We start from the raw sequence: 24,459 nt of genomic DNA on the forward strand, positions 1-24,459 counted from the left end.
CCGGTCAGGCGCCGCCGTCGCTGCGCTCTCTCACATAGGCGGCCTCACGCGCCGGACCGGGATCGAGCTTGAGCGCCGCCTGCTGCAAGCGCTTCGAACGTGCGCCGATCATAACTTCGCGAAACGTCAGCAAGATTACAGATATGACGAAGGGGGCCAGATAATAGAGGACGCGGAACAGCAGCATCCCGCCCAGGAGCTCCTCCCGGTCCATCTGCCAGAGGCCGACCAGCATGGCGGCGTCGAACACGCCAAGGCCTCCCGGCGAATGGCTGGCGAAACCGAGCAGCGTCGCCGAGACGAAGATCACCGCGACCACGACGAAGCCGAGATTGGGCTCGTCCGGGACCAGCACGTACATGGCGAGCGCGCAGAAGCCGAGATCGACGATGCCGATCGCGATCTGGAGCAGCGTCAGCGGGCCGCCCGGCAGCACCACGGTCCAGGGCCCGCGGCCGACCACCCGCGGTTGGGTCCAGACCCAGACCACGTAGGCGATCAGCGCCACGATGATCATCAGCGCCAGCGTCCGGTTCAGCCAGGCCGGCAGCTGGTCGATCGAGGCGGCGGCCTCCGGATGGTAGGCGATGCCGAGGCCGAGCACGGCGGCGTTGCCGAGCCAGAAGGTCAGGCCGGCGAGGAAACAGATCTTGGCGACGTCGATCGCATTCAGCCCATAGGCCGAATAGATGCGGTAGCGCACCGCACCGCCGGTGAAGACCGATGCGCCGACATTGTGGCCGATTGAATAACTGGTGAAGGCGGCGAGCGCATTGATGCGATAGGGAACGTGGGGGTGGCCGATCGCGCGCGTGGCGAACAGGTCGTAGAAGGTCAGGGTGAAATAGCCAGCGGCGACGAACAGCGCCGCCATCGCAATCTGACTCGGCTCGGTGCTCTTGATCGCCTCGACGACCTCGTTGCGATCGATGCCTCGCAGCATGTGGTACAGCACATAGCAAGCGATGCCGATGACCGCGACGCTGATCACAACTCCAAGCTTATGCAGGACTTGCTTCTCGCGCAGAAACGTCATCGCTCTGCGTATGGCTTCCAGCATCTAGACCTCGAACAACGCTTCAGCGGCCAGGGTGGCCGGCAGACAGGCGGACGACGCACAGGCACCCAACGAACCCTTGCCGCCGGCTACGGTATCGCGCATGCCCCCTGTCCCTCCACTAGCGCGTTTTGGGGCGAAGTGGAATTCGCCAATTCGAACAAAAACACGTGCCTTCAATATTTTAGGCAGGGTTCTGGCTCCTGTTGCACGATTTGACCCTTTCGGCGGCAAGGCGTGACGCGAATCTCCTTGGCAATCCTGCGCAGGCGCCATGAAGTTTTGATGATTTCGCGCAGACAATGTTCCGTCACGGCTTAAGTCGACGTCAATCTATGGGGCACCCCTGCCTGTTGAAAGAGGGGCATTGCCCGGTCGTTTACGGGTTTCCGATGCGCCGAAAGGCCGCGGCCGACGCGCGCCCCGCTCACAGGGCAGCCGGCGGGGTGCTCCTCGACACCACGCGGTCGCGCAGCCACGCGCCGATGGTACAGCCGACGAGATAGCAGGCGAACATGATCAGGCCGAGGTCGAGCCAATAGCCGAAGCGGCCGGGGACGACATGCGCGAGCGAAGCCGCGACCAGACCGGCGGCAAGCGCGGCGAGCCAGCGTGCGGTCACCTTGGAGGTGCCGTTGCCGCGCTGAACCACCGAGATCCAGCCCATGCAAAAGCCCAGCAGCAGCGAGCCGATCAGCCAGCCCATGTGGAACGAGACGAGATAGGGCATCATCACCTCACCAGGAATTCGATGCGGCGGTTCTGCGCCTTGCCTTCGTCGGTGTCGTTGCCGGCGAGCGGCTGCGTGCTGCCGTGACCAACCGCCGTGAAGCGGCTGGCGGGCAGCCCGGCCTTGACCAGATAATCGATCACCGCCTGGGCGCGCTTCTCCGAGAGAGCCCTGTTGAAGCCGTCCTCGCCCTCGGCATCGGTATGCCCGGCGATCTCGACATTGACGTTAGGGCAGCGCAGCGCCGTCTCGATCAGGTGATCGAGAATGCCGGCCGAATCCGGATCGATGTCGGCGCGTTTCGCCGCAAAGCGGATCTTGCCCTTATTCAGCAGGTCCGAGAACAATTGCTGGCACACGGTGCCGTCGACGGGGCCGGCCGCAGGCTTCACCGTGATTTCCGGCTTGTATTGCCAGTTCTTCGGAAAATCCTTGCCAAGCCCGGCGCGGATGTCGTTGGCGGCGCCTTCATAGAGCGCATCGCCCGACAGCTTCACCTCGCGGTCCGACACCACGAGCGTGCCGGTGGACAGCCGCGACAGCGCACCGAGCGCTGCGATCACGGCGGTGTTGAAGGAGCCGGGCGCGCCGATGCTGGCCTTGAGGCTGTCGACGACCTTCTCGTTGAAGAACTTTCGCGAGGCGCTGGTTGCGATCGCGGCGTGAACAGCGTTGTCCGGGACATAGCCGGTCAACGTCACCGTTGCGGCCACCGGATCCTTGTAGGCCTGGAAGATGTAGGGCGGCGCCTTGACGTCGTTGGCGGCAATCGAGAAACCCTCAGGCAGGTTCTTCAGTGCGGCCGCAATCGCCTCACGGCCGCCGAGCTCGCGCGCCATGCCCGACAGATTGACCTTGGTGTCCGTGATCGTGATCTTGCCGTCCTTGAGCTTGCCGATCTGGTCGAGCAGCAACGTCGCGGCGGCCTCGAACCGCGGAGGCGCGCCCCGCGCCAGACCCATCTGATCGGCGACCTCGACGCCGGCGACCTCCTTGCGCGCCGCCTCGGTCAGCCGCGCACGCATCGAGGGCAGCGGCGCGGAACCCGAGAGGGTGACCCGCACCACATCGCGTTCGGCATTCCAGACGAAGGGCTTGGCCTCGGGAACAAGTCGGGTCCGGTCATCCACCAGCCGCACGCCCGGGACGGTCTCCACCGCCATCACGGCGTCGCGGCGCCCCTCCTCGGAGAAGGCCTCCGCGGCCAGGCTGACATCGCGGCCATCGACCGCGATCCGGGTCTTGTCCAGAACGGTATCCTTCAGCGCCGCCGCGCTGCGGGCCGACAGGTCCGCCTCGACCGGCAAGGTATTATTCCAGGCCGCAAATCCCCACATCACGGCCAGGGGAATCAGCCCCGGCCACCATTTGCTGGCCCACCTGAAAAGCTTCTGCATTCGACGACCCGAACTCTGGAACCGGAGACAAAACAAACCCTTGGCAGGCTGTCAAACCGGAAATGGGACCCTTCCGGTGGGCCTGCGTGGACAACCGGAATAACTTTTTCTTCAAGGGTCCTTCCGTAAGTTGTGGGTGGAATGCCCGGGGGTCCGCCAGCCTGCAATGAAACAACTCCGCAACAACGTCATCCGCGCCGGGCTGGAAGCGCTCTATTTCAGCGGGGCGCACCATTTGTTGCGCCCGTTGCTATCGGGCGTCGGCGCCATTTTCATGCTGCATCACGTGCGGCCCGCCCGCGAGGCTGCGTTCCAGCCGAACCGGCATCTCGAAGTCACCCCCGATTTCCTGCGCGCGACGCTGTGCCACTTGCGCTCGCGCGACATCGACATCGTCAGCATGGACGAGCTGCATGAGCGGCTGGCGCAAGGCCGGTTCGAACGCCGCTTCGCCGCCTTCACCCTCGATGACGGCTATCGCGACAATCTGGAGCATGCGCTGCCGGTGCTGCGCGAATTTGACGCGCCTTTGACCGTCTATGTCGCGAGCGATTTCGCCGAGGGCACCGGACGCCTGTGGTGGATCGCACTGGAAGCGGTGATCGCCAAGACCGACCAGATCGACGTGCGGATCGGCCACTCCGCACTGCGGCTCGATGCATCGACACCCGCCGCCAAGCAGGCGGCGTTCGGCCGCCTGCACGACTGGCTGCGCGCGTTGCCGGGCGAGCACGACCTCAAGCGCGAGATCGAAGCCCTCTGCACGAATTACGGCGTCGACATGGAAGCGCTGTGCCGCAGCCTCTGCCTGTCGTGGGACGAGGTGAAGACATTGGCCGCCGATCCCTTGGTCACGATCGGCGCCCATACCGTGAGCCACAGCAATCTCGCCAAACAGACCGAAGAGATCGCCGCGCGGGAGATGGCGGTGAGCCGTGCCCGGATCGAGCAGGCATTGGAGCGGCCCGTGCTGCATTTCGCCTATCCCTATGGCGACCGCGACGCGGCGGGCGAGCGCGAATTCGCACTCGCTGCGGCAGCGGGCTTCAAGACCGCGGTGACCACGCGCCCCGGCATGCTGTTCGCCGAGAACGCCGGCCACATGACCGCGCTGCCGCGCGTCTCGCTCAACGGCAACTACCAGGACGCGCGGATCCTGCCGGTGCTCACCTCGGGCGCCGCGACCGCGATGTGGAACGGCTTTCGCCGGATTGCGGCGGCGTAGCCGTTGCCCTGGCTTTCGCCAGGACGACGACGCGATTGACTCCCCTGCCCGCCCCGCACACAACGGGCGCCAACCAAGGGAGGCATCATGTTCAACGACCTGTTCTCGCTCAAAGGCCGCATTGCGCTCGTCACCGGCGGCTCGCGCGGCATCGGCAAGATGATCGCGGCGGGCTTTCTCAGCGCCGGCGCGGCAAAGGTCTACATCACCGCGCGCAAGGCCGGCCCCTGCGAGGAGACCGCCAAGGCGCTCACCGCGCAATATGACGGCGAATGCATCGCGCTGCCGATCGACATCTCGACGGTTGCCGGCGCCGAGCTGCTGGCGAGCGAATACAACAAGCGCGAGTCCAAGCTCGACATCCTCGTCAACAATGCGGGCGCGGCCTGGGGCGCGGATTTCGACGAGTTTCCGGAAAGCGGCTGGGACAAGGTGATGAACCTGAACGTGAAGGCGCCGTTCTTCCTGACCAAGGCACTGGCGCCGACGCTGCGCGCATCCGCGAGCGCGGAGCGGCCGGCCAAGGTGATCAACATCGCCTCGATCGACGGCATCTTCGTCAATCCGGGCGAGACCTATTCCTACGCGGCGAGCAAGGCCGGGCTGATCCACCTGACGCGGCGCATGGCGGTGAAGCTCACCCCCGACCACATCGTGGTCACGGCGATCGCGCCCGGCCCGTTCAAGTCGGACATGAACCGCGCCGCGCGCGATCATGCCGACGAGGTCGCGACCCGCGTGCCGGTGGGCCGCATCGGCACCGACGAGGACATGGCTGGCGCCGCGATCTATCTGGCGTCGCGTGCGGGCGATTACGTGGTGGGCGCAACCATCGCGGTGGATGGCGGGATCGTTTATGCGAACCCGGGCATCAAGGGGAGCGGCTGGGACAGCGATTGATCGGGCGATTTCCGCCGCACGCAGCGGGCTCCGAACCAAACGCCGAAAACAACCCCATGCACAGTAGGATGCCCCTTGAACAATAAGGGGTTTTTCAAAGCCGTGCGGCGATGCCATTCACGGCTGCGATGATGTTGACTCGTCGGGCAAAACACTGGGACGCGGGACCCATCTCCCTCGTCCCATACTCGCCGTCATGCACCCGCTTTCGCGGGTGATGACGTCATTTGTGTCGCGCGAACGTCAAGCCGCGCCCCTTACGACTCGATCTTCACATACTCGAAATCGCCGGGCTTGTTGTCGATGCCGACCTTCGGCGGCGAGATCCAGGACGCGAACTTGCCGGTCTCGGTGACGGGCTGCATCAGGGAGGTGATGAAGTCGCCGTCAGCGGTCGACGGCAGCCATTCGTCCTTGCGCTTGGCCCAGGTCGCCTCGTCGATCAAGATGCCGTCGGGCGTGGCGTGGATGTCTTTGAATTCGCCGATGTGGCGATGGAAGGCGACGTTGGGCAGCGTCAGTTTGAAGTCGTAGCCCGCGGTCGAGATCACCTTATTCCAGCGCAGCATGCCCTTGACGCAATCCTGGCTGTAATCGTCGCGCAGGCGCATGTTGAGCGCGGTCAGCGCCGGCTCGTCCACCAGCTTGATCTCGCCGTTGATGAACTTGAGCACGGGATAGGTGGCGTTCTTGAGCTGGTGATCGTCCTCGATCTGGGTCTCGTGATAGCGGCCCTTGATGCCGGCATTGAAGGCGTTGGCGGCGTTGGTCGAGACCTCCGAGCCGAACAGGTCGAGCGACAGCGTGTAGTGCAGGTTCAGCTTTTTCTGGATGGTCGGAAGGTCGATCACCCCGAGCGCACGGACTTTGGCGATGTCGGTGGGATCGGTGATGCCGGCTTCGCGCATGGCATCGCAGGTGCGCTGCACGACGCGGGTGATGCCGGTCTCGCCGACGAACATGTGGTGCGCTTCTTCGGTCAGCATGAAGCGGCAGGTGCGCGACAAGGGATCGAAGCCCGACTGCGCGAGCGAGTGCAGCTGCATCTTGCCGTCGCGGTCGGTGAAATAGGTGAACATGAAGAAGGACAGCCAGTCCGGCGTCGCCTCGTTGAAGGCGCCGAGCATGCGCGGCGCATCGGCATCGCCGGAGCGGCGGCGCAGCAGATCATCCGCTTCCTCACGGCCGTCGCGACCGAAATATTTCTGGAGCAGATAGACCATCGCCCAGAGATGGCGGCCTTCCTCGACATTGACCTGGAACAAATTGCGCATGTCGTAGAGCGAGGGCGCGGTCTTGCCGAGATGGCGCTGCTGCTCGACCGAGGCAGGCTCGGTGTCGCCCTGGATCACGATCAGGCGGCGCAACATGGCGCGATGCTCGCCCGGCACTTCCTGCCAGGCCGGCTCGCCATAATGCTCGCCGAACGGCACGACGCGATTTTCTTCCTGGGGAGCAAGGAGAATGCCCCAACGATATTCAGGCATGCGGACGTAGTCGAACTTGGCCCAGCCGCGCGGATCGACCGAGTATGCGGTGCGCAAATAGACCAGCGATTCCTGGAAGCCTTCCGGCCCCATGTCGCTCCACCAATCCATGTAGCCGGGATGCCATCCCTCCAGCGCCTTCAGCACCTGGCGGTCTTCGGCGAGGTTCACGTTGTTCGGAATCTTGGTCGAGTAGTCGACGTTCATGATGTTCATGGCCGTGCTCCTTGCGATCTCTTTCCGTCATGCCCGGCCTTGTGCCGGGCATCCACGCTCCTGCTTATTCGAGCGAAGGACGTGGATGGCCGGGACAAGCCCGGCCATGACGCAGTGAATGTCGTTACACCCGCGTCATATCGAATTTCGGCTTCTGACCGCTGCCATAGCGGCGCAGAGCGCCTTCCTCGCCGACTGCGTTCGGGCGCTGGAAGATCCAGTTCTGCCACGCAGTCAGCCGCGCGAAGATCTTCGATTCCATCGTCTCGGGACCGACGAAGCGCAGGCTCGCTTCCATGCCGGTGAGGCTGTCGGGCGAGAAGCTGGCGCGCTCCTCCAGGAACACGCGGACTTCGTCGTCCCAGTCGATGTCGTCGAGCGCGAAGGTGACGAGGCCGAGCTCTTCCGCCTGCTCGGCGTCGAGCGCGGTGCCGAGCGTTGCTTCGACGCGCTCCACGTCGGACGGATCGGCCTGGAAGCGAGAATCCAGCCGCGTCAGCCCATGGCTCATCGGATACGGGCCGAAATTCATTGCGGAGAGTTCGATCGACGGCGGCGGACGGTTGTCGCCCTGGCGCGTGCCGATCAGCATGTAGGAGCGGTCGGCAGCGAAGACGAGTTCGGCGAGCGTGCCGGCAAAGCAGGAGCCGGGCTCGACCAGGGTAACCAGCGTGCGCGAGGTGACGTCGATGCGCTTGAGCACGCGCTTCCAATAATGCCTGATCTCGTTGACCAGCCAGTGCGCCTTGTTGGCTTCGAGGAAAGCATCACTGGCGAGCACATGAGCGCGATCGCCGTGGCTCTTGAACACCAGCATGGCGATCTCGAGCTCGTTGATGCGCAGATGCAGGATGGCGTCGTCGATCTCTCGCGCGACCTGGAGCGGCCAGAACGCAGCGCCTTGCGCCATCATGCCATCGATGTCGGCTGGCGGTGCGGTCTCGGAGGCCTTGATCGAAATCGTGGCGATGCGCGCCGTGCGGTCGATATCGACCGTGACGAAGCCGTAGCGGATGCTGTTTTCGTCGATGACGCGCTTGAGCGGCGTCAGCGCGATGCCCTTGCCGCTGCCCTTGCGTTTCGATTGGCCTGCGAACTCCTTGGCACGCTCGGCGATCTTGGCCTCGAGCTTCGAGTTCGGCGCGATCTCGTCGACGAGACGCCATTGTACCGCGCGCTTGCCCTTCACGCCCTCCTCGATGGTGCAGAAGAAGTCGGCGTGATCGCGGCGCACCTTGCGCTTGTCGACGACGCGCGTCAGACCGCCGGTGCCCGGCAGCACCGCGAGCAGCGGCACCTCGGGCAGCGCCACGGCGGACGAGCCGTCATCGGCGAGGATGATGTGATCGGTCGCAAGCGCCAGCTCATAACCGCCGCCGGCGGCGGAGCCGTTCACCACGGTGATGAAGCGCTGGCCGGAATTCTCGGAAGAATCTTCCATGCCGTTGCGGGTCTCGTTGGTGAACTTGCAGAAATTGACCTTGTGAGCGTGCGTCGAGCCGGCGAGCATGCGGATATTGGCACCGGCGCAGAACACGCGGTTCTTGGCCGAGCGCATCACCACGACCTTCACCTCCGGGTGCTCGAAGCGAAGCCGCTGGATCACATCGGCGAGCTCGATGTCGACACCGAGGTCGTAGGAGTTGAGCTTGAGGAGATAGCCCTCGAACAGGCCGCCGTTCTCGTCGACGTCCATGGTCAGCGTCGCGACGTCACCCTCGACCGCGAGCTTCCAGTGCTTGTAGCGAGAGGGTTCGGTCTGGAAATCGATGAATGTCGCGCCGCCTGCAAGGCGCCGATCTTCCCCGGCCATGGGTCATCCCTGAGCTTGGTTATGCATTGTCGTCGTAGTGTTAGATGCACAATAGTGCATCTTTTTGAACGCGTCTAGTCGTTAACAGCCACCACATGCACTTTGTTTCATGAACGCACTTACGAGCGCACGATCGCCCCGAGCGCGATCCAATCGGCCTTGGAGAGCTCTGAACGGCCCAGCTTGGCTTGCAACAGTGCGATCAGGGCCGCGACCGGGAAGGTCTCGACGAAGCCGTCGCCGGCCGCTGCGGCCTTGCGGGACTTCAGCATGCGCAATTCGCCGAGCGCATCCCCGAACAGGCGCGCGGCCGAGTGCGGCCGCTGCATCCGCAGCCTCAAATTGGCATTGGCGATGTGGACGCAGGCGCGCAGCAGAATGCGCTCTCGGCCGCCTTGCGGGGCTGCGGCCCATACGGCCTCCAGCACCTCCTGCGCTTCCCAGAAATAGCCGCGATCGTTGAGAGCAAGTCCGTACCGTAGCGCCGGGTGGCGCGCCGGCACATGGCCGCGGAACGCCGGAGGCACCAGCGCCTTGGCGATGTCCAGCGTCTCGCCATCGGCATCGGGCGCACCGGTCTCGCCCGGCACATAGGCCCATTGCGGCCACCGCAGCGGCCCGCTCGCGTTCGAAGGCACACTCATTGAAGGTGCACCCCCGCAACATCATGCGGCGCGTCCCTGAAGCCCCTGATCGTCGCGCAGGGCCGCGCTTGCAAATTGCTCGATTGCGTCAAGCGTCGCCCCCGGCGCTTCACGATGCGGGGAATGCCCCGCCTCTGAAATGACTTTAAAATCCACCGGACAGTAGCACTCTTCCTGCGCGATTTCGACCTGACGCAATGTCCCATATTGGTCGTTCTCGCCTTGCAGGATCAGGACGGGAACGCGGACATAGGCGAGGTATTCGGAGATATCCCAGTCGCGGAATTTCGGATCGAGCCAGGCGCCGTTCCAGCCATAGAAGGCGTTGTCGGCATCCTGATGCCAGCGCGCCAGCTTTGCCTTGAGGTCCGTGGTCTCGAACGTCGTCTTGATCGCGGCGATGGATTTGACCGAGATGTCCTCGACGATGAAATGCGGCGCGATCAGCACGAGACCGCTGAGGCGATGATCCTGATGCGCGCCGGCATAGATCGTCGCGATCGAGGCACCGTCGGAATGACCGAGCAGCAGGCCGCGCTTGAAGCCGATGGCGTCGAGGAGCTTGGGCAGCACGTCCAACGCTTCGCGCTGCATGTAATCGAGCGGACGCGGCAGCGTCACCTTGCTCGACTGGCCGTAGCCGGCGCGCGAATAGACGAAGATGCCCGCGCCCGTGGCTTGCTGGAGCCTTTCCGGGAAATCGCCCCAAAGGCCGACGGAGCCGAGGCCTTCATGCAGCATGACGATGGTGGGAGCGTCGGCGGATTGCGGCGCCAGCCATTTGTATTCGAGGCTGGCGTTGCCGATGCTGAGGAAACCGGTAGGGGTGAGGTTGGTCATGTTTGCGCTCTTCTCTCTCAGTCGTCATGCCCGGGCTTGACCCGGGCATCCACGTCTTTCCTCGTTCGCGGCCGCACGTGGATGGCCGGGACAAGCCCGGCCATGACGGCCTGTTGCACGTGGCTGACTAATTCGCCCCTTCCCGCAGCTTGAACCGCTGGATCTTCCCCGTCGCGGTCTTCGGCAGGGAGTCCACGACGTCGATCCAGCGCGGATATTTCCAGGGGCCGATCTTCTGCTTGACGTGCTCCTTCAACATCTCCTGCAGGTCGCTCGCCTTGGCGCCGGGCCGCAATACGACGAAGGCCTTTGGCTTGAGCAAGCCTTCCGGATCGGCCTCGGGCACGACGGCAGCTTCCAGCACGGCCGGATGCGTGATCAGTGCACTCTCGACCTCGAAGGGCGAAACCCAGATGCCGGAGACCTTGAACATGTCGTCGGCGCGGCCGCAGAAAGTGTAGCGGCCGTCGCTGTCACGAACGTATTTGTCGCCGGTGCGCGTCCACGGGCCCTCGAAGGTGCGCCGGCTCTTGTGGCGCTGGTTCCAGTAGCCTTCACCGGCGGAGGGCGCATCGACCAGGAGCTCGCCGACCTCGCCGTCGGCGACGTCCTGGCCGGCCTCGTTGACGAGCCGCACCGCATAGCCGGGCACCGGCTTGCCGGACGATCCGTATTTGATGTCGCCGGGCGCATTCGACAGGAAGATGTGCAGCAGCTCGGTTGAGCCGACGCCGTCGAGAATGTCGACGCCGAAGCGCGCCTTCCAGCTGTTGCCGACGGATTCCGGCAGCGCCTCGCCGGCCGAGGTGCAGATGCGCAAGTTTTTGCCGCCGCGCTCGGTCTTCATCGTCTCGTCGTTGAGCATGGCCGCGAACAGCGTCGGCACGCCGTAGAAGATCGACGGGTTGTAGCGGTTCATCAGGTCGAACATGCGCGCCGGCGTCGGCCGCTCGCTGTTCAGGATCACGCTGGCGCCGACCGACATCGGGAAGGTCAATGCGTTGCCGAGACCGTAGGCGAAGAACAGCTTTGCCGCGGAGAGGCAGACGTCGCTCTCGCGGATGCCGAGCACCTGCTTGGCGTAGGTATCGGCGGTCGCCTGCAAATTGGAGTGCAGATGGCGGACGCCCTTGGGCATGCCGGTCGAGCCTGACGAATAGAGCCAGAACGCCGGCTCGTCCAGATGCGTCGCCGCGGTGGTGAACTGGTCGCTCTCGCCGGCGATCTCCTCGGCGAGTTGCTTGTGGCCGTTCTGCTTGGCGCCGGAGACCACGACATGCTCGAGGTCGGGCATGCGACCGACGACGTCCTTGATGACGGGATAGAGCGCTTCGGACACGAACAGCACGCGCGCGCGGCAGTCGGCCAGGATGTAGGCGTATTGATCCGCGGTGAGCAGCGTGTTGAGCGGCACCGGCACGATGCCGGCGCGGATTGCGCCCAGGAACACGATCGGAAAATCGACCGTATCCAGCATGATCATCGCCACGCGTTCCTCGCGGCGGACGCCGAGCCGGCGCAGCATGTTGGCGGCGCGTCGCGTCTGGTGCTGGAGTTCGCCATAGGTGAGCCGCGAGACGGTGTCGTCGAAGACGAGCTTGCTTCCCCTGCCCTCCTCGACGTTACGGTCGAGCAGCCAGGTCACCGCGTTGTAGGATCCCTCGCTCACGGACGTCTCCCCAGAATTTAGAATTATAATTCATAGAAAGACACTGCGACGGCTTGCTGTCAATGCCATCAGGCACTATGTTTCATTAAAGCGCGGACCTTCTTCAAGAAGACATCCGTTAAAGAAGGCTCATGACCGACAGTCCCGGCGCCGAATCCCACTTCCTCGAACAACTCGGCCAGCGTGTGCGCACCATGCGCGCACTGCGCGGCATGTCGCGCAAGGTGCTCGCCAAGGTATCAGGCATTTCGGAGCGCTACATCGCGCAGCTCGAAAGCGGCAAGGGCAATGTCTCGATCGTGCTGTTGCGCCGCGTCTCCGACGCGATGGGCGCACATCTCGAAGATCTGCTGCCGTCCGCCGATCCGACGCCGGACTGGCAGATGTTTCGCGACCTGCTGCGCAAGGCGACACCGGCGCAGATCGCGCAGGCCAAGGACCTGCTCGCCGGCGGCAGCGCAACCGCGCCGCGGCGCGCGCCGTTCTGCGGCATTGCGCTGATCGGTCTGCGCGGCGCCGGCAAATCGACGCTGGGGCGGATGCTGGCGAAGAAGATCGGCTGGAGCTTCGTCGAGCTCAACAAGGAGGTCGAGCAGCAGAACGGGCTCTCGGTCGCCGAGATCATCGCGCTCTACGGCCAGGAAGGCTTTCGCCGCATGGAGCAGGCAGCCTTGCAGCAGCTGCTCGCGCGCAACGAGTTGATGGTGCTGGCGACCGGCGGCGGCATCGTCTCCGAGCCGCTGACCTTCGACCAGATCCTGTCTTCGTTCTACACGATCTGGCTGAAGGCCGAGCCCGAGGAGCACATGGCCCGCGTCCGCCGCCAGGGCGACCTCCGTCCGATGGCCGACGACCGCTCCGCGATGGCGGAGCTGCGCAACATCTTGCTGAGCCGCGAGCCGCTGTATTCGCGCGCAACGGCGGTGGTGGATACCGCGGGGCTCAGCGTCGATGCCGCGGCGGTGCGGCTGATCGATGCGGTGCGGCCGGTGCTGCAGAACGAGGCGCGCAGCTTCGGCCTGCGCAGCGTGGCGCTGTAGATGACCGACAGCACGGTCACCCTCTCCATGTTCGAACGGATCGGCGGGAGTAGCGCGATCGATCGTCTCGTCGATCGCTTCTACGACCGCATGGACACGCTGCCGGAAGCGAAGATCATCCGTGCCATGCATGCGGACGACCTCGGCCTGATCAGGGACGTCTTGAAGCGCTATCTCACCGAATGGACCGGCGGGCCGCGCCTCTATACGCCCGAGAAGGGCCATCCGCGTCTGCGCCAGCGGCACATCGGCTTTGCCATCGGCGATGCCGAGCGCGACGCCTGGATGATGTGCATGCGCGGCGCGCTGGAGGAGACGGTGACAGATGCCGCCGCGCGGCAGGATCTCGACAAGGCGCTGTCCGGCCTCGCCGACTGGATGCGCAACCGCAGCTAGCCGCTTTCAGTCGAGGCCCAGCGCGCTGATGTCGCGGGCGAGCACCACCCCGGGGATACGAGGCACCAGGTGCGTTTTGACGGCGTAGCCACCGAGGACGATCTTTGGACGACTAGGTGCCGGCAGCGCCTGCACCCGCTCGACGAGCGCCCTGACGGCCTCGCACTGCTCGGGCAATGCGATCGAGACGAGCAGCGTCTTGGGCTCGCCGGCAAGAGAAGGCTCGGACAAGGCATCGAGAACCGTAAGCTCGTCGACGTGACGCGTCTGCCATCCCTGGTTCTGCAGCCAGAGCGCGAGAATGCGAATCCCCACCACATGGGTGTTGGCGGGCGCGTTCATCAGAAAATAGCGGCCGTCACCGGCGAGCCGCGCCCGCTGTGACGAGGCCTGATTCATCCGCGCCTCGACAAGATCGACCACCCGCTCGGCGAAGGCCGTGAACTCGTGCTCGCCCGCGACCGTGAGCGTGCCGCGCTCCCAGGCGCGGCCGATCTCGTAGAGCATCGGCGCGATCATGCCGACGAGGATGTCCACCGGACGGCAGTTGGCGACGATGGCCCGGTCGACCAGCGGCCCGGCCGCATCGAAATCGCTCTTGCGACCGGCGGCAAACAGCGCCTGAAAGATGTCCCGCAGCACCACCGCATGGGCGAACTCATCGTTGCTGAGCAGATCCGGCTGCTCTCCCGAGCATTTCCTGCACAGCCCGTGCGTGATGCTCAGGTCCGCGTGCGGCGGCATCTCCCCAATGAACTGCTGGCAATGGGCACACCACCTCAGCACGCTACGTCTCCCCCGGGGTCGACGGTTCCAGTAATCCTAGCGCAGCGTCGCCGCTTGCAAAAGCCGTAGCGGCTCGACGCAAGCGGTGACGGGGTAGTGCCGCGAGCATGGGCGGCCTGCAACGAACGAAATTGAGCCCGGCCAAAGCCGGCTGCTAAGCTCAGATCATGACCGAAACCCTGCCCGATACCATCCGCCGCCTCTACACCGACCCCGGCGAGTACATCGACAGCGACCACCCCGCCGTGCGGCAATTCGCCGAGACAGCCGTGCGCGCGGATGCGAGCGTGCGCGGCAAGGCGAGCGCGCTCTACAAGGCGGTGCGCGACGGCATCCGCTACAATCCCTATGTCAGCATGCGCGCCGCCGAGACCTTCCGAGCGTCGAGTGTGCTCGCCGCAGGGCAAGGCTATTGCGTCGGCAAGGCCGCACTCTATGCGGCCGCCTGCCGCGTCCACGGCGTTCCGGCCCGCGTCGGTTTTGCGGATGTGAAGAACCACCTCACCACCGAGAAGCTGCGCCAGAGCATGGGGACGGACATCTTCACCTGGCATGGCTTTACCGAGGTTTATGTCGATGACGCCTGGCGCAAGGCGACGCCAACCTTCAACGACACGCTCTGCGCCAAGGTCGGCGTGGCCCCACTCGATTTCGACGGCCACACCGACGCGCTGCTGCATCCCTTCGACGGCGAGGGACGCGCCTATATGCAATATGTCAACGACCGCGGCACCTATCACGACGTGCCGGCGAAGTTCTTGATGCGGGAGATGGCGCGCGACTATGCCAACATGCAGGGCGAGGATCTCTCCGGGCGCGACATGGAGCGCGAGGCGGCCGAGCGGTAAGGACGGGCGCGGGACGCCGAAGCCCGGATGCGCGCAGCGATATCCGGTCGTCGCGATGACTTCACCCGGTCTCGCTTCGCTAGTCCGGGCAACAACGATTGCTGCTCGGCTAGATCGACCAGTAATTCGGATGCTGGTACGGCCGCGAGCGGTCGCCCCAGTCGAATTCATCGCCATCGGCTTCGCAGGGGCCGCGGCTCAATTGCTCCGGCGTCAGATCGACCTGGAAGGCCTGACGTCCCGAATCATATTTCAGCGAGCTCCACTGCACGGGATAATGGTGATGGGTGCCGAGCAGCCGGCCGGTCTTGATGACGGCGTAGGCAACCGTTCCGCTCATCTTGTCGAGCATCAATCGCTCGATCGTGCCGAGCTTGGTGCCGTCACGGCCATAGACGGCGACGTGCTCGACGCGATCACTGGGAACCATGGTGTGTTGCATGGCATGCTCCCTTGGACTCGTGTGGAGCGGATTATAGGCCCGCAGTCCGGATGTGCGAAGCGACATCCGGGGTCTTGCGACACTTTCGCGGGTATCGCTTCGCTTGCCCGGGTTACGACATTCCAATCGGCTGCCCAATCCGATCATTGCACGCGTCAAACATCGACCGATCCAAGGCCTCGGCGGCAAAGCCCGCGACATAGATCAAGCCCAGGATAGCGGCCGAGATCGCCAGGGTTTCCGCATGTGCCAGTCCCCACCGCAGCAGCCGCTGCGCCAAGGTCGGCGGCGGAAACCGGTAGATCCGCCCTGCAGGCGTCATCAGATCAAAGGACCGAACCCGCCGCGATGGTAGAGGGAGTTTGGGCAGCATCTGGATATCTCCTCTCCAGCTCCTCGATCATGCCGCGCGCGATTTCGCGTTCACCCATGATCACGACATCCGCGCCCAGCCCCTTCAAGTGCTCGACTTCGGCATCCGCATGCGCCCGCGCGATGATCTGAATGTCCGGATTGGCGGCACGCGCCTGTTGCACGATCTGTCCCGCCTCGAACGCTTCTGGGATCGCGATCACCAGATGCTTCGCGCGAGAGGGGTTGGTTGCACCGAGAATCTCGGGCTTCGCGGCGTTGCCCATGACGGTTTCGATGCCGCCCTGCTTCAGCTTCTCGAGCACGCGCTCTCCGACTTCGGCGACGAGAAATGGCCATTGCCGCTGCATCAACGCATCGCCAACGAGTGCGCCGACGCGGCCATAGCCGATCACGATCGTATGGTCAGTCAGCTCAGTTGTGCGGATCGGCTCGGGCACTGCGGCGACCGCTTGGGGCTCATCCCGGCGCGGCTCTAGCAGCGGCGCCAGCCAGGTGACGGCTGCAAACATCAGCGGATTGAGCATGATGGAAAGGATCGCCCCCGCCATGATCAGATCGCGGCCCTCCTTCGGCAAAATTTGCGAGGAAACGCCGAGTTCTGCCAGGATGAAGGAGAACTCGCCGATTTGCGATAGGCTTGCGGAGATCGTCAGCGCGGTCGCGACCGGATGCCGGAACAGGATCACGATCAGGAATGCCGCAGCCGATTTGCCGAGCATGATGATCGCAAGCGTCGCCAGCAAAGGCCAAGGCTCGCGGATGACGCTGAGCGGGTCGAACATCATGCCGACCGAGACGAAGAACAGCACCGCGAAGGCATCGCGCAGCGGCAGCGATTCCTGCGCGGCGCGCGCGCTGAGCGGCGATTCCCGCAGCATCATGCCGGCGAAGAAGGCGCCCAGCGCCAGCGAGACGTCGAACAGCTTCGAGGCTCCGAACGCGATGCAGAGCGCAATCGCGAGCACGCCCAGGCGGAACAGTTCGCGTGAGCCCGTGTGCGCAATGTAATGCAGGATCCAGGGGATGAAGCGGCGCCCCACTACCAGCATCAAGCCGATGAACACGACGATCTTGACGACCGTCAGCATCACGACGCCGGCCAGTCCGAGGCCCAGCTGCGCCGCGAGCGGATCGAAGGCAGGCTTGCCATCGGATCCACCCTGGAGGCTCGCGATCGCCGGAAAAAGCACCAGCACGAGCACCATCGCGAGGTCCTCGACGATGAGCCAGCCGACGGCGATGCGGCCGCGATCGGTTTCCATCAGTCGCCGCTCCTGCATTGCGCGAAGAAGGACGACAGTGCTCGCGACTGACAAGGCCAATCCGAACACGAGACCCGCGCCGATGCTCCAGCCCATCAGAACTGCAAGACCGAGCCCCATCACCGTTGCGGCCGCGATCTGCACGACGGCGCCGGGAACGGCGATCTTGCGCACACTGAGCAGATCCTGAAGGGAGAAATGCAGCCCGACGCCGAACATCAGCAAGATGATGCCAAGTTCGGAGAGCTCGGTGGCAAGCGCTTGATCGGCAACGTATCCCGGCGTGAACGGGCCGACCGCGACGCCCGCAAGGAGATAGCCGACCAACGGCGGAACACGGAACCGTTGCGCGATTGTTCCGAGTACGAAAGCTAGTCCAAGTCCAGCAACGATGGTGGCGATGAGAGGTGTGTCATGCGGCATTTTTGCCTTTTGACACACGAGGTGCGCATGTGCACCGCGACCTGTGCGCGCGGCTAGCGACGCTCACAGCAGTTGCGAGCGCACCGATTCCGCGCCATCGCGCAGCAATGGCAGAAATCGATCGATCAATTCGCGCTCCGGCACACGGTCGACATGTGCGCCCATGTTGATGGCGGCGACGATCACATTATCGTAACGATGCACGGGAACCGAGATCGAGCGGAAATGCGGCTCGGCCTCGCGGTCGACCAGCGAATAGCCTTGCGCGCGGTCGGAAGCGATGCGCGCGAGCAGCGCCTTCGGGTCCGTCACCGTCTGCGGCGTCAACGCCTCGCGCTTCATCGCCTTCAGCCGAGCAGCGAGTGCGGCCTCGTCGAGCTGACCGAGCATGGCGCGGCCGACCGAGGTGCAGAAGGCCGGCAGCCGATAGCCGATCTCGAGGCCCCCGGAGAACATCCGCGCCGGACTGCTGCGCGCGACGAACACGACATCGTCCCCGTCGAGCAAAGCGAGCGAGGAGATTTCGTTAGCCGCGATCGCGACGCGGTCGAGCACGGGCTGAAGCACCGCAACGAGCTGATTGGAGCGCAGGTAGGACGCCGCCAGGGTCAGCACATGCGGCGTCAGCGAGAACAGTTTGCCGTCGCCGGAAACGTAGCCGCCGCGCTGAAGTGTGAACAGCATGCGCCGCGCGGTGGCGCGCGGCAGCTCCGCGGCCCGGGCGAGATCGCTCAGCGTCATCGGGCTCGTAGTCGAGCCGAAGCATTGCAGCAGGCGCAGGCCACGATCGAGCGCCTCGACGAAATCCGTCGCGCGCTCGTCGCTCTCGCTTCGCTTCAGCTTGGGCATGGCCTCGGGACAATCCTGCAAAATAGTGCTTGCCGCCTTTTCGAGGCATGTCATAATTCGCCCATTCGTTCAATAGGCGAACAACCGCCACTCCACAAGGATGTATGCGCCATGATGAGCCAGGAGCAGAACGACCTGATCACCCGCACGGGGCCGAAGGACCCTTGCGGCAAGCTGATGCGGAGCTATTGGCAGCCGGCCGCGCTGGTCGATGAGCTCGAGGGCGCGCGGCCGATCCGCCCGCTCAAGCTGCTCGGCGAGGATCTGGTGCTGTTCCGCGACGAGAGCGGACGCTATGGCCTGATCGACCGCCATTGTGCGCATCGCGGCGCCGACCTCGCCTTCGGCCGGCTCGAGCATGGCGGCCTGCGCTGTGCCTTCCATGGCTGGCTGTTCGACGCGACCGGCCAATGCATCGAGACGCCGGCCGAGCCGAAGGAGTCAAAGCTCTGCCAGAATATCCGACAGCGCTCCTACCCCGTGGTCGAGAAGAGCGGCATTCTCTGGGCCTATCTGGGCGAAGGCGCCCCGCCGGCATTCCCGGAGCTCGACTGCTTCGTCGCGCCCGGCACTCATACTTTCGCTTTCAAGGGCCACATGGCCTGCAACTGGCTGCAAGCGCTTGAGGTCGGCATCGATCCCGCGCATGCCTCCTATCTGCACCGCTTCTTCGAGGACGAGGACACGTCCACCGCCTACGGCAAGCAATTCCGCGGGGCTTCCGCCGGCTCCGATCTGCCGATGACCAAGATCCTGCGCGAATACGACCGCCCGATCATCAATGTCGAGCACACCGAATATGGCTTGCGGCTGATCGCGCTGCGCGAGATCGACGAGGAGCGCACCCATGTGCGCGTCACCAACCAGCTCTTCCCGCACGGCTTCGTCATCCCCATGAGCACGGAAATGACGATCACGCAGTGGCACGTGCCGGTCGATGACGAGAACTGCTATTGGTACGCGATCTTCACCAGCTATTCGAACCCGGTCGACAAGCAGAAGATGCGCGAGCAGCGGCTCGAGCTCTACGAGCTGCCGGACTACAAGTCGCGCAAGAACCGCAGCAACGATTACGGCTTCGATCCGCACGAGCAGCAGACCGCGACCTATACCGGCATGGGCACCGACATCAATGTCCACGACCAATGGGCGGTGGAATCCATGGGCGCGATCCAGGACCGCACCAAGGAGCATCTCGGTTCGAGCGACAAGGCGATCGTGCAATATCGCCGCCTGCTGCGGCAGGAGATCGAGAAGGTCGGCGGCGGCGAGAAGCCGATGCTGTTCCTGGACGAAGGCAATGCGCGCAGCATCCAGGGGCCGGCGACCATGGACGGCATCGGCCCGACGCGGGGCTGGGAGACCTACTGGATGGAGGTCGACGTCAAGCGCCGCCGCGGCGCGCCGTGGACCGCGCCGGTGCCCAAGGACATCGCCGACAATGTGCACCGGCTGACGGCGGCGGAGTGACGTCCATGCACGGACCCCGTAGGGTGGGCAAAGGCGCAAAGCGCCGTGCCCACCATGTTTCCGTGAGGACGATAGACACGGTGGGCACGCTTCGCTTTGCCCACCCTACGGCAGTTGAGGGGGTGATGAAGTGACTTTCGTCGCGCGTCATGCGCTGTGGTCGGATGAGCAGAAGGACGCGGCGGCGCGCATGCGTCGCATCGTCGAGGAAAAGAACCTCGAAGTCATCCGTCTCGCCTTCCCCGACCAGCACGGCATCCTGCGCGGTAAGACCATCATCGCCTCCGAGGCGGTTGCCTCCCTGGAGAGCGGCTGCTCCATCACCACCACCATGCTTGCCAAGGACACCTCGCACCGCACGGTGTTTCCGGTGTTCACCGCCGGCGGCGGCTTCGGCATGAAGGAGATGGAGGGCGCGGCCGACGTGCTGATGGTCGCCGATCCCAGCACGTTTCGCGTGCTGCCGTGGGCGCCCACGACGGGCTGGGTGCTATGCGACCTCTATTTCGGCGATGGCCGTCCGGTGCCGTTCGCAACGCGGGGGCTCTATCGCAAGGTGCTCGATGAGCTCGGCACGCGCGGCCATGAGTTCGTTGCGGGTCTCGAGGTCGAATTCCACATCTTCAAGCTCGATGACGCACATTTGCGGCCCGAGGACGCCGGCCAGCCGGGCACGCCGCCCTCGGTCAGCCTGCTCAGCCATGGCTATCAATATCTCACCGAGCAGCGCTTCGATCAGATGGAGCCGGTGCTGGAGATCGTGCGGCGTGACATCGTGGCGCTCGGGCTGCCGCTGCGCTCGGTCGAGGTCGAGTTCGGGCCGAGCCAATGCGAATTCACCTTCGCACCGAAGAAGGGCGTGGAGGCCGCCGACAACATGGTGCTGTTCCGCTCGGCCGTGAAGCAGATCGCGCGCCGTCACGGCTATCACGCCACCTTCATGTGCCGGCCGAAGCTGCCGAACGTGTTCGCGAGCGGCTGGCATCTGCACCAGTCGGTCGTGTCGCGCGCAAGCGGTGAGAACCTCTTCATGGCGAAAGACGGCGGCGAGCCGCTCAGCCCGTTCGGCAAGGCGTACCTGGCGGGCCTGCTCGACCACGCCCGCGCCTCCGCCGTGTTCACGACGCCGACCATCAACGGCTACAAGCGCTACCGCTCCTATTCGCTGGCGCCGGATCGCGCGATCTGGGGCCGCGACAATCGCGGCGTGATGATCCGCGTGCTCGGTGGCGCCAATGATGCCGCGACGCGCCTGGAGAACCGCATCGGCGAGCCCGCGGCCAATCCCTATCTCTACATGGCCTCGCAGATCCTGTCGGGCCTCGACGGCGTCGATCGCAAGCTCGATCCCGGCCCGTCCGCCGATACGCCCTACGAGACCAAGGCGCCGCTGCTGCCGAAGTCACTGCGTGATGCGGTCAGCGCGCTGAAGGACGATCCGTTCTTCCGCGAGAAGTTCGGGCCGGAATTCGTCGACTATTACACCCACATCAAGAACGCCGAGATCGACCGCTTCCTGTCAGAGGTGACCGACTGGGAGCATCGCGAATATTTCGAGACGTTTTGATGGGGATAGGCCTCACGGCGGCGTGAGGCGACTTCGTCCGGCCTGTTCCGACGACATCACTCCGCGCGCCGACGAAGCCAATTTCCCAATGTCTCGAAAACCGCCGGAAAAACGGCCGCGCTAGGCTGCCTGCATGTGATCAACAGTGGAGTTCGGTCATGTGGGGTCAATTGTTCAACCTGATCTATCGCCTGTCGTGCCGGACCACCTTGATCGAGATCGGCGTGCATCGCCTGGCGCGCTAACGCCAAGGGGATGCGAAATAGGTAAGGCGGATTGACAGATACGGGGCTTCCCATGCGCAAGCTTGTTCTGATCGCCGCGGTGTCGCTGCTGGCAAACCCAGCCTATGCGGGCGGTTCGCGAGGCCTCAGCTTAGCCGCAGCCAATGCAAACCAACCGGTAGCCGAGCAGCCGGCCGCCACACCGCCGCAGGCGACGTCACCGTCACCGGCAAGCGTGCAGACAGCGACCACAACGCCAACGTCAGCTCCGCCGGCCGCAACGGCGTCAACTGCAACGGCTCCTGTTCAATCGAGCCCCGCACCGGCGGCGAGGACAATCGAGGCGCCGAAGCCGAAGCGCCGGCAGCCGTCCGTCGAAGCCCGCGTGATCCGCGAACTGCACCGCCACGGCATCTATTGGTGACCGTCCGGCCGTTTCCTTCCTGCGGCAACGTTCACCAGCGATAGCCGAGCGTGGCGATGACGGTCAGCGGGGCGCCGCGGTAGCAATAGCCGACCTGGCACGTGGTGTAGTGCAGATTGAACAGGTTCTTGGCATTGACCTGGAACTGAAGCCCCTTCAGCTCCTTCGCCGCCTGGCCGAAATCATATTTCAGCGCCGCGTCGACCAGGGTCACCGAGTTGTTCCTGAACGTGTTCAGGTCGTCGCCATAGCTCCACGACATGTAACGCACGCCGCCACCGATGCTCAGCCCCGCGAACGGGCCGGCAAACGGCAGGGTATAATTGCCCCATAGCGTTGCCGTGTGCGGAGGATTGCCCGACGGAAACTTGCCGACCAGCGAACTGTCACCAGCCTGCTTGGTGACCATGTCGAGATAGGTGTAGGAAGAGGTGATGTCGAAACCGCCGCCAAGACTCGCGAGCCCCTGCAATTCGAAGCCGCGGCTTTGAATCTCGCCGCGCTGGACCGTCACGCCCGTTCCCGTCGTGACCAGCCCGCCGTCCTGGGTCAGGTCGAACACCGCGGCGGTGATGAAACTCCTCGTCCCCTGCGGCTGATACTTGATACCGACCTCGGTCTGCTTGCCGGTGGTGGGCTTGAAGAAGGCGCCCGAGGGGTCGACGCCGAGATTGGGAAAGAACGACGTCGAATAGGCGACATAAGGCGCCACGCCGGAATCGAACACGTAGGTCAACCCGGCTCTGCCGCTATAGGCCTGATCGGATTGCTGCTGCCGCGTCAGCGCGAACAGATTCTCGCCGGTGGTGCTGACCCAGTCGCTGCGGCCGCTCAACGTCAGGATCCAGTGGTCGAGCCTGGCCTGATCCTGGATGTACACGCCGGACTGGGTCTGGCGCTGCTGCGTCGAGGACGAGATCGCAGGATCGGGAATCGATTCCGGCGCGTAGACTGGCGAGGCCACGTTGAGGTCGGAGACACCGAAGCCGAAACCCTGCCTGTCGTTGAACTTCGACGCGGTGTAGTCAGTGCCGACCAGCAGCGTGTGCTGCACCGGCCCGGTCGAAAGCTTGGCCTCGACCTGATTGTCCATGATGGCCGATTGCAGCGTGTCATGAACAAGGCCGGTATAGCGCGAGACCACATTGCCCACGGGAGCGCCGAGAAAACCGACATAGCGGGTGACCGCATCGATATCGACGTAGCGGAATTTCTGGCGGACGGTGATGTCGTTGTTGAACGCGTGCTCGAACAAATAGCCGACACGTCCCTGCTCCTGGTCGAGCGAATTGTAAGACGGGCTGCCGGTGAAAACATCGGTGGCGGTGCCGGTACCCGTGGAATAGGTGAACATGGATCCGGGCGTCTTCGACTTCTGATAGGAGCCGAGAATCGTGAGTGTCGTCGATTGATCCGGCTTCCAGGTAAAGGCGGGAGCGATGTAGGTCCTGTTGTCCTTGCCGCCGGGCACGAACACGTTGGCGTCACGCATCACGCCGGTCAGCCGGTACGAAATCTGGCCGTTGGGATCGACCGGTCCCGAGAAATCGAAATTGCCTTGGATGCGCTCGCGGTCGCCGAACACGGTCTGCACCTCGTGAAACGGCTGGCTGGTCGGCAGCTTGCTCGAGAGGTCGATGAGTCCCCCGGGCGAGCCAAGGCCATAGAGCGCCGAGCTGGGCCCGCGGACCACGGTGATGCTGTCGACTCCATAGGGCTCGGTCTTGAAGACGCTGAGACCGGCTCCGACGAGACGCAGCCCGTCGAGATAGACACCGTTATAGGTGATGTCGAAGCCGCGGATCGAGATGGCGTCGAAGCGCGGATCGTAGCCCGACGCGTCGATGCGGACGCCCGGTTCATAGCCGACCGCCTCCGTCAGGGTCTGCACGGCGCGATCGTTGAGCTCCTTGCGCGTCACCACCGAGATCGACTGCGGCGTCTCCAGCAGCGGAGTGTTCGTCTTGGTGCCGGCAGAACTGCTGTTGGCGACGTAGCTGTTCTCGCTCGCCAGCTTGCCTTCGCCGGTGCCTGCTTCGCGCGCGTCCGGATTTCTGGCCGGCCCGGATGCGGCATTGCGCTGCGCCGCGACGCGGCCGCGCTGAGACGCTGAATTGCGCTGGGCGGACTGGGCACGCGGACGCGCCTGGTTCGGCGCCTCGACGGTGACGGGAGGCAAGGTCCCCGCCGTCGATCCCGAATTCGTCCCGGAGACCTGGGCGAGCGTCGGTGTGGCGTGCAGCACCACGCCGAGGCCGGCCACACCCAGTCCGGCCTTCACCACCCGTTCCCAACCGAACGTCTGTCCGTCGTCGCGCCGCATCATCTTCCCCAAGTTCCGTCTTTAAGCAAACCCGGGAGTAATCAGATCGGGG

Annotated in this window: 21 protein-coding genes; 7 read left to right on the forward strand and 14 right to left on the reverse strand. The window is 64.5% G+C overall.

What is annotated here, in order from left to right; genetic code table 11:
• Positions 1-4: 4 nt before the first annotated feature.
• The 3 genes from SE91_RS33550 to SE91_RS33560 all read right to left on the reverse strand — a co-directional run bounded on the left by SE91_RS33550 (position 5) and on the right by SE91_RS33560 (position 3,184).
• Positions 5-1,060 (reverse strand): putative bifunctional lysylphosphatidylglycerol flippase/synthetase, encoded by a 1,056-nt coding sequence (locus tag SE91_RS33550; RefSeq protein ID WP_061850679.1) that lies wholly within the window; start codon positions 1,058-1,060, stop codon positions 5-7.
• Positions 1,061-1,484: 424 nt separating this feature from the next.
• On the reverse strand, positions 1,485-1,787 hold the full coding sequence (locus SE91_RS33555) for a hypothetical protein (RefSeq protein ID WP_060738012.1): 303 nt from the start codon (positions 1,785-1,787) through the stop codon (positions 1,485-1,487).
• A gap of 2 nt (positions 1,788-1,789) precedes the next feature.
• Positions 1,790-3,184, reverse strand: coding sequence for an OmpA family protein (locus tag SE91_RS33560; RefSeq protein ID WP_061850680.1), 1,395 nt, complete (start codon positions 3,182-3,184; stop codon positions 1,790-1,792).
• Positions 3,185-3,350: 166 nt separating this feature from the next.
• Between SE91_RS33560 and SE91_RS33565 the strand changes: the two genes are divergently transcribed.
• Together SE91_RS33565 and SE91_RS33570 are read left to right on the forward strand one after the other, a co-directional pair.
• On the forward strand, positions 3,351-4,409 hold the full coding sequence (locus SE91_RS33565; RefSeq protein WP_061850681.1) for a polysaccharide deacetylase family protein: 1,059 nt from the start codon (positions 3,351-3,353) through the stop codon (positions 4,407-4,409).
• Positions 4,410-4,496: 87 nt separating this feature from the next.
• Positions 4,497-5,309 (forward strand): SDR family oxidoreductase, encoded by an 813-nt coding sequence (locus SE91_RS33570; RefSeq protein WP_061850682.1) that lies wholly within the window; start codon positions 4,497-4,499, stop codon positions 5,307-5,309.
• 257 nt (positions 5,310-5,566) lie between these two features.
• On the opposite strand, the gene boxB is transcribed toward SE91_RS33570, so the two are convergent.
• From boxB to SE91_RS33595, 5 genes are all read right to left on the reverse strand, one after another.
• Entirely contained in the window at positions 5,567-7,003 is a 1,437-nt protein-coding gene (gene boxB / locus SE91_RS33575) for a benzoyl-CoA 2,3-epoxidase subunit BoxB (RefSeq protein ID WP_061851451.1), read from the reverse strand.
• Between the two features lie 133 nt (positions 7,004-7,136).
• Entirely contained in the window at positions 7,137-8,825 is a 1,689-nt protein-coding gene (gene boxC / locus SE91_RS33580) for a 2,3-epoxybenzoyl-CoA dihydrolase (protein WP_061850683.1), read from the reverse strand.
• Positions 8,826-8,944: 119 nt separating this feature from the next.
• Positions 8,945-9,469 (reverse strand): DUF309 domain-containing protein, encoded by a 525-nt coding sequence (locus SE91_RS33585; protein ID WP_061850684.1) that lies wholly within the window; start codon positions 9,467-9,469, stop codon positions 8,945-8,947.
• A 21-nt stretch (positions 9,470-9,490) separates the two neighbouring features.
• Complete coding sequence (locus SE91_RS33590) at positions 9,491-10,309, reverse strand: alpha/beta fold hydrolase (RefSeq protein WP_061850685.1); 819 nt, start codon at positions 10,307-10,309, stop codon at positions 9,491-9,493.
• A gap of 127 nt (positions 10,310-10,436) precedes the next feature.
• A complete protein-coding gene (locus SE91_RS33595) occupies positions 10,437-11,978 on the reverse strand; it encodes a benzoate-CoA ligase family protein (RefSeq protein ID WP_061850686.1) in 1,542 nt (513 codons plus the stop codon).
• A gap of 131 nt (positions 11,979-12,109) precedes the next feature.
• On the opposite strand from SE91_RS33595, the gene SE91_RS33600 reads away from it, so the two are divergent.
• Both SE91_RS33600 and SE91_RS33605 read left to right on the forward strand, forming a co-directional pair.
• Positions 12,110-13,018: a helix-turn-helix transcriptional regulator gene (locus tag SE91_RS33600; RefSeq protein ID WP_061850687.1), complete on the forward strand. Its 909-nt coding sequence runs from the start codon at positions 12,110-12,112 to the stop codon at positions 13,016-13,018.
• Positions 13,019-13,414 carry a group II truncated hemoglobin gene (locus tag SE91_RS33605; protein ID WP_061850688.1) on the forward strand — a complete coding sequence of 132 codons (396 nt, stop codon included), beginning with the start codon at positions 13,019-13,021 and terminating at the stop codon, positions 13,412-13,414.
• Between the two features lie 6 nt (positions 13,415-13,420).
• Here SE91_RS33605 and SE91_RS33610 read toward each other — a convergent pair whose 3' ends face one another.
• Entirely contained in the window at positions 13,421-14,200 is a 780-nt protein-coding gene (locus SE91_RS33610) for a cobalamin B12-binding domain-containing protein (protein WP_197489552.1), read from the reverse strand.
• Between the two features lie 167 nt (positions 14,201-14,367).
• Between SE91_RS33610 and SE91_RS33615 the strand changes: the two genes are divergently transcribed.
• Positions 14,368-15,048, forward strand: a complete 681-nt coding sequence (locus tag SE91_RS33615; RefSeq protein WP_061850690.1) for a transglutaminase-like domain-containing protein — start codon at positions 14,368-14,370, stop codon at positions 15,046-15,048.
• 109 nt (positions 15,049-15,157) lie between these two features.
• On the opposite strand, the gene SE91_RS33620 is transcribed toward SE91_RS33615, so the two are convergent.
• The 4 genes from SE91_RS33620 to SE91_RS33635 form a co-directional block, all read right to left on the reverse strand.
• Positions 15,158-15,490, reverse strand: a complete 333-nt coding sequence (locus SE91_RS33620; RefSeq protein WP_061850691.1) for a PRC-barrel domain-containing protein — start codon at positions 15,488-15,490, stop codon at positions 15,158-15,160.
• Positions 15,491-15,602: 112 nt separating this feature from the next.
• Entirely contained in the window at positions 15,603-15,863 is a 261-nt protein-coding gene (locus tag SE91_RS33625) for a hypothetical protein (RefSeq protein WP_144441639.1), read from the reverse strand.
• Positions 15,817-17,550, reverse strand: coding sequence for a YbaL family putative K(+) efflux transporter (gene ybaL / locus SE91_RS33630; protein ID WP_061850692.1), 1,734 nt, complete (start codon positions 17,548-17,550; stop codon positions 15,817-15,819). Before ybaL ends, SE91_RS33625 begins: the two co-directional genes overlap by 47 nt.
• Positions 17,551-17,613: 63 nt before the next feature.
• Positions 17,614-18,399, reverse strand: a complete 786-nt coding sequence (locus SE91_RS33635) for an IclR family transcriptional regulator domain-containing protein (protein WP_061850693.1) — start codon at positions 18,397-18,399, stop codon at positions 17,614-17,616.
• Positions 18,400-18,510: 111 nt separating this feature from the next.
• Here SE91_RS33635 and SE91_RS33640 point away from each other — a divergent pair, with 111 nt between their 5' ends.
• Both SE91_RS33640 and SE91_RS33645 read left to right on the forward strand, forming a co-directional pair.
• A complete protein-coding gene (locus SE91_RS33640) occupies positions 18,511-19,869 on the forward strand; it encodes an aromatic ring-hydroxylating dioxygenase subunit alpha (RefSeq protein WP_061850694.1) in 1,359 nt (452 codons plus the stop codon).
• A 130-nt stretch (positions 19,870-19,999) separates the two neighbouring features.
• The gene (locus SE91_RS33645; protein WP_061850695.1) at positions 20,000-21,436 is read left to right on the forward strand and encodes a glutamine synthetase family protein; all 1,437 of its coding nucleotides are present in this window, start codon (positions 20,000-20,002) and stop codon (positions 21,434-21,436) included.
• 679 nt (positions 21,437-22,115) lie between these two features.
• On the opposite strand, the gene SE91_RS33655 is transcribed toward SE91_RS33645, so the two are convergent.
• Positions 22,116-24,410 carry a TonB-dependent siderophore receptor gene (locus SE91_RS33655; RefSeq protein WP_245318580.1) on the reverse strand — a complete coding sequence of 765 codons (2,295 nt, stop codon included), beginning with the start codon at positions 24,408-24,410 and terminating at the stop codon, positions 22,116-22,118.
• Positions 24,411-24,459: the final 49 nt, after the last annotated feature.

This window comes from Bradyrhizobium sp. DOA1 (genome assembly GCF_001593325.1).
Taxonomy (GTDB): domain Bacteria; phylum Pseudomonadota; class Alphaproteobacteria; order Rhizobiales; family Xanthobacteraceae; genus Bradyrhizobium.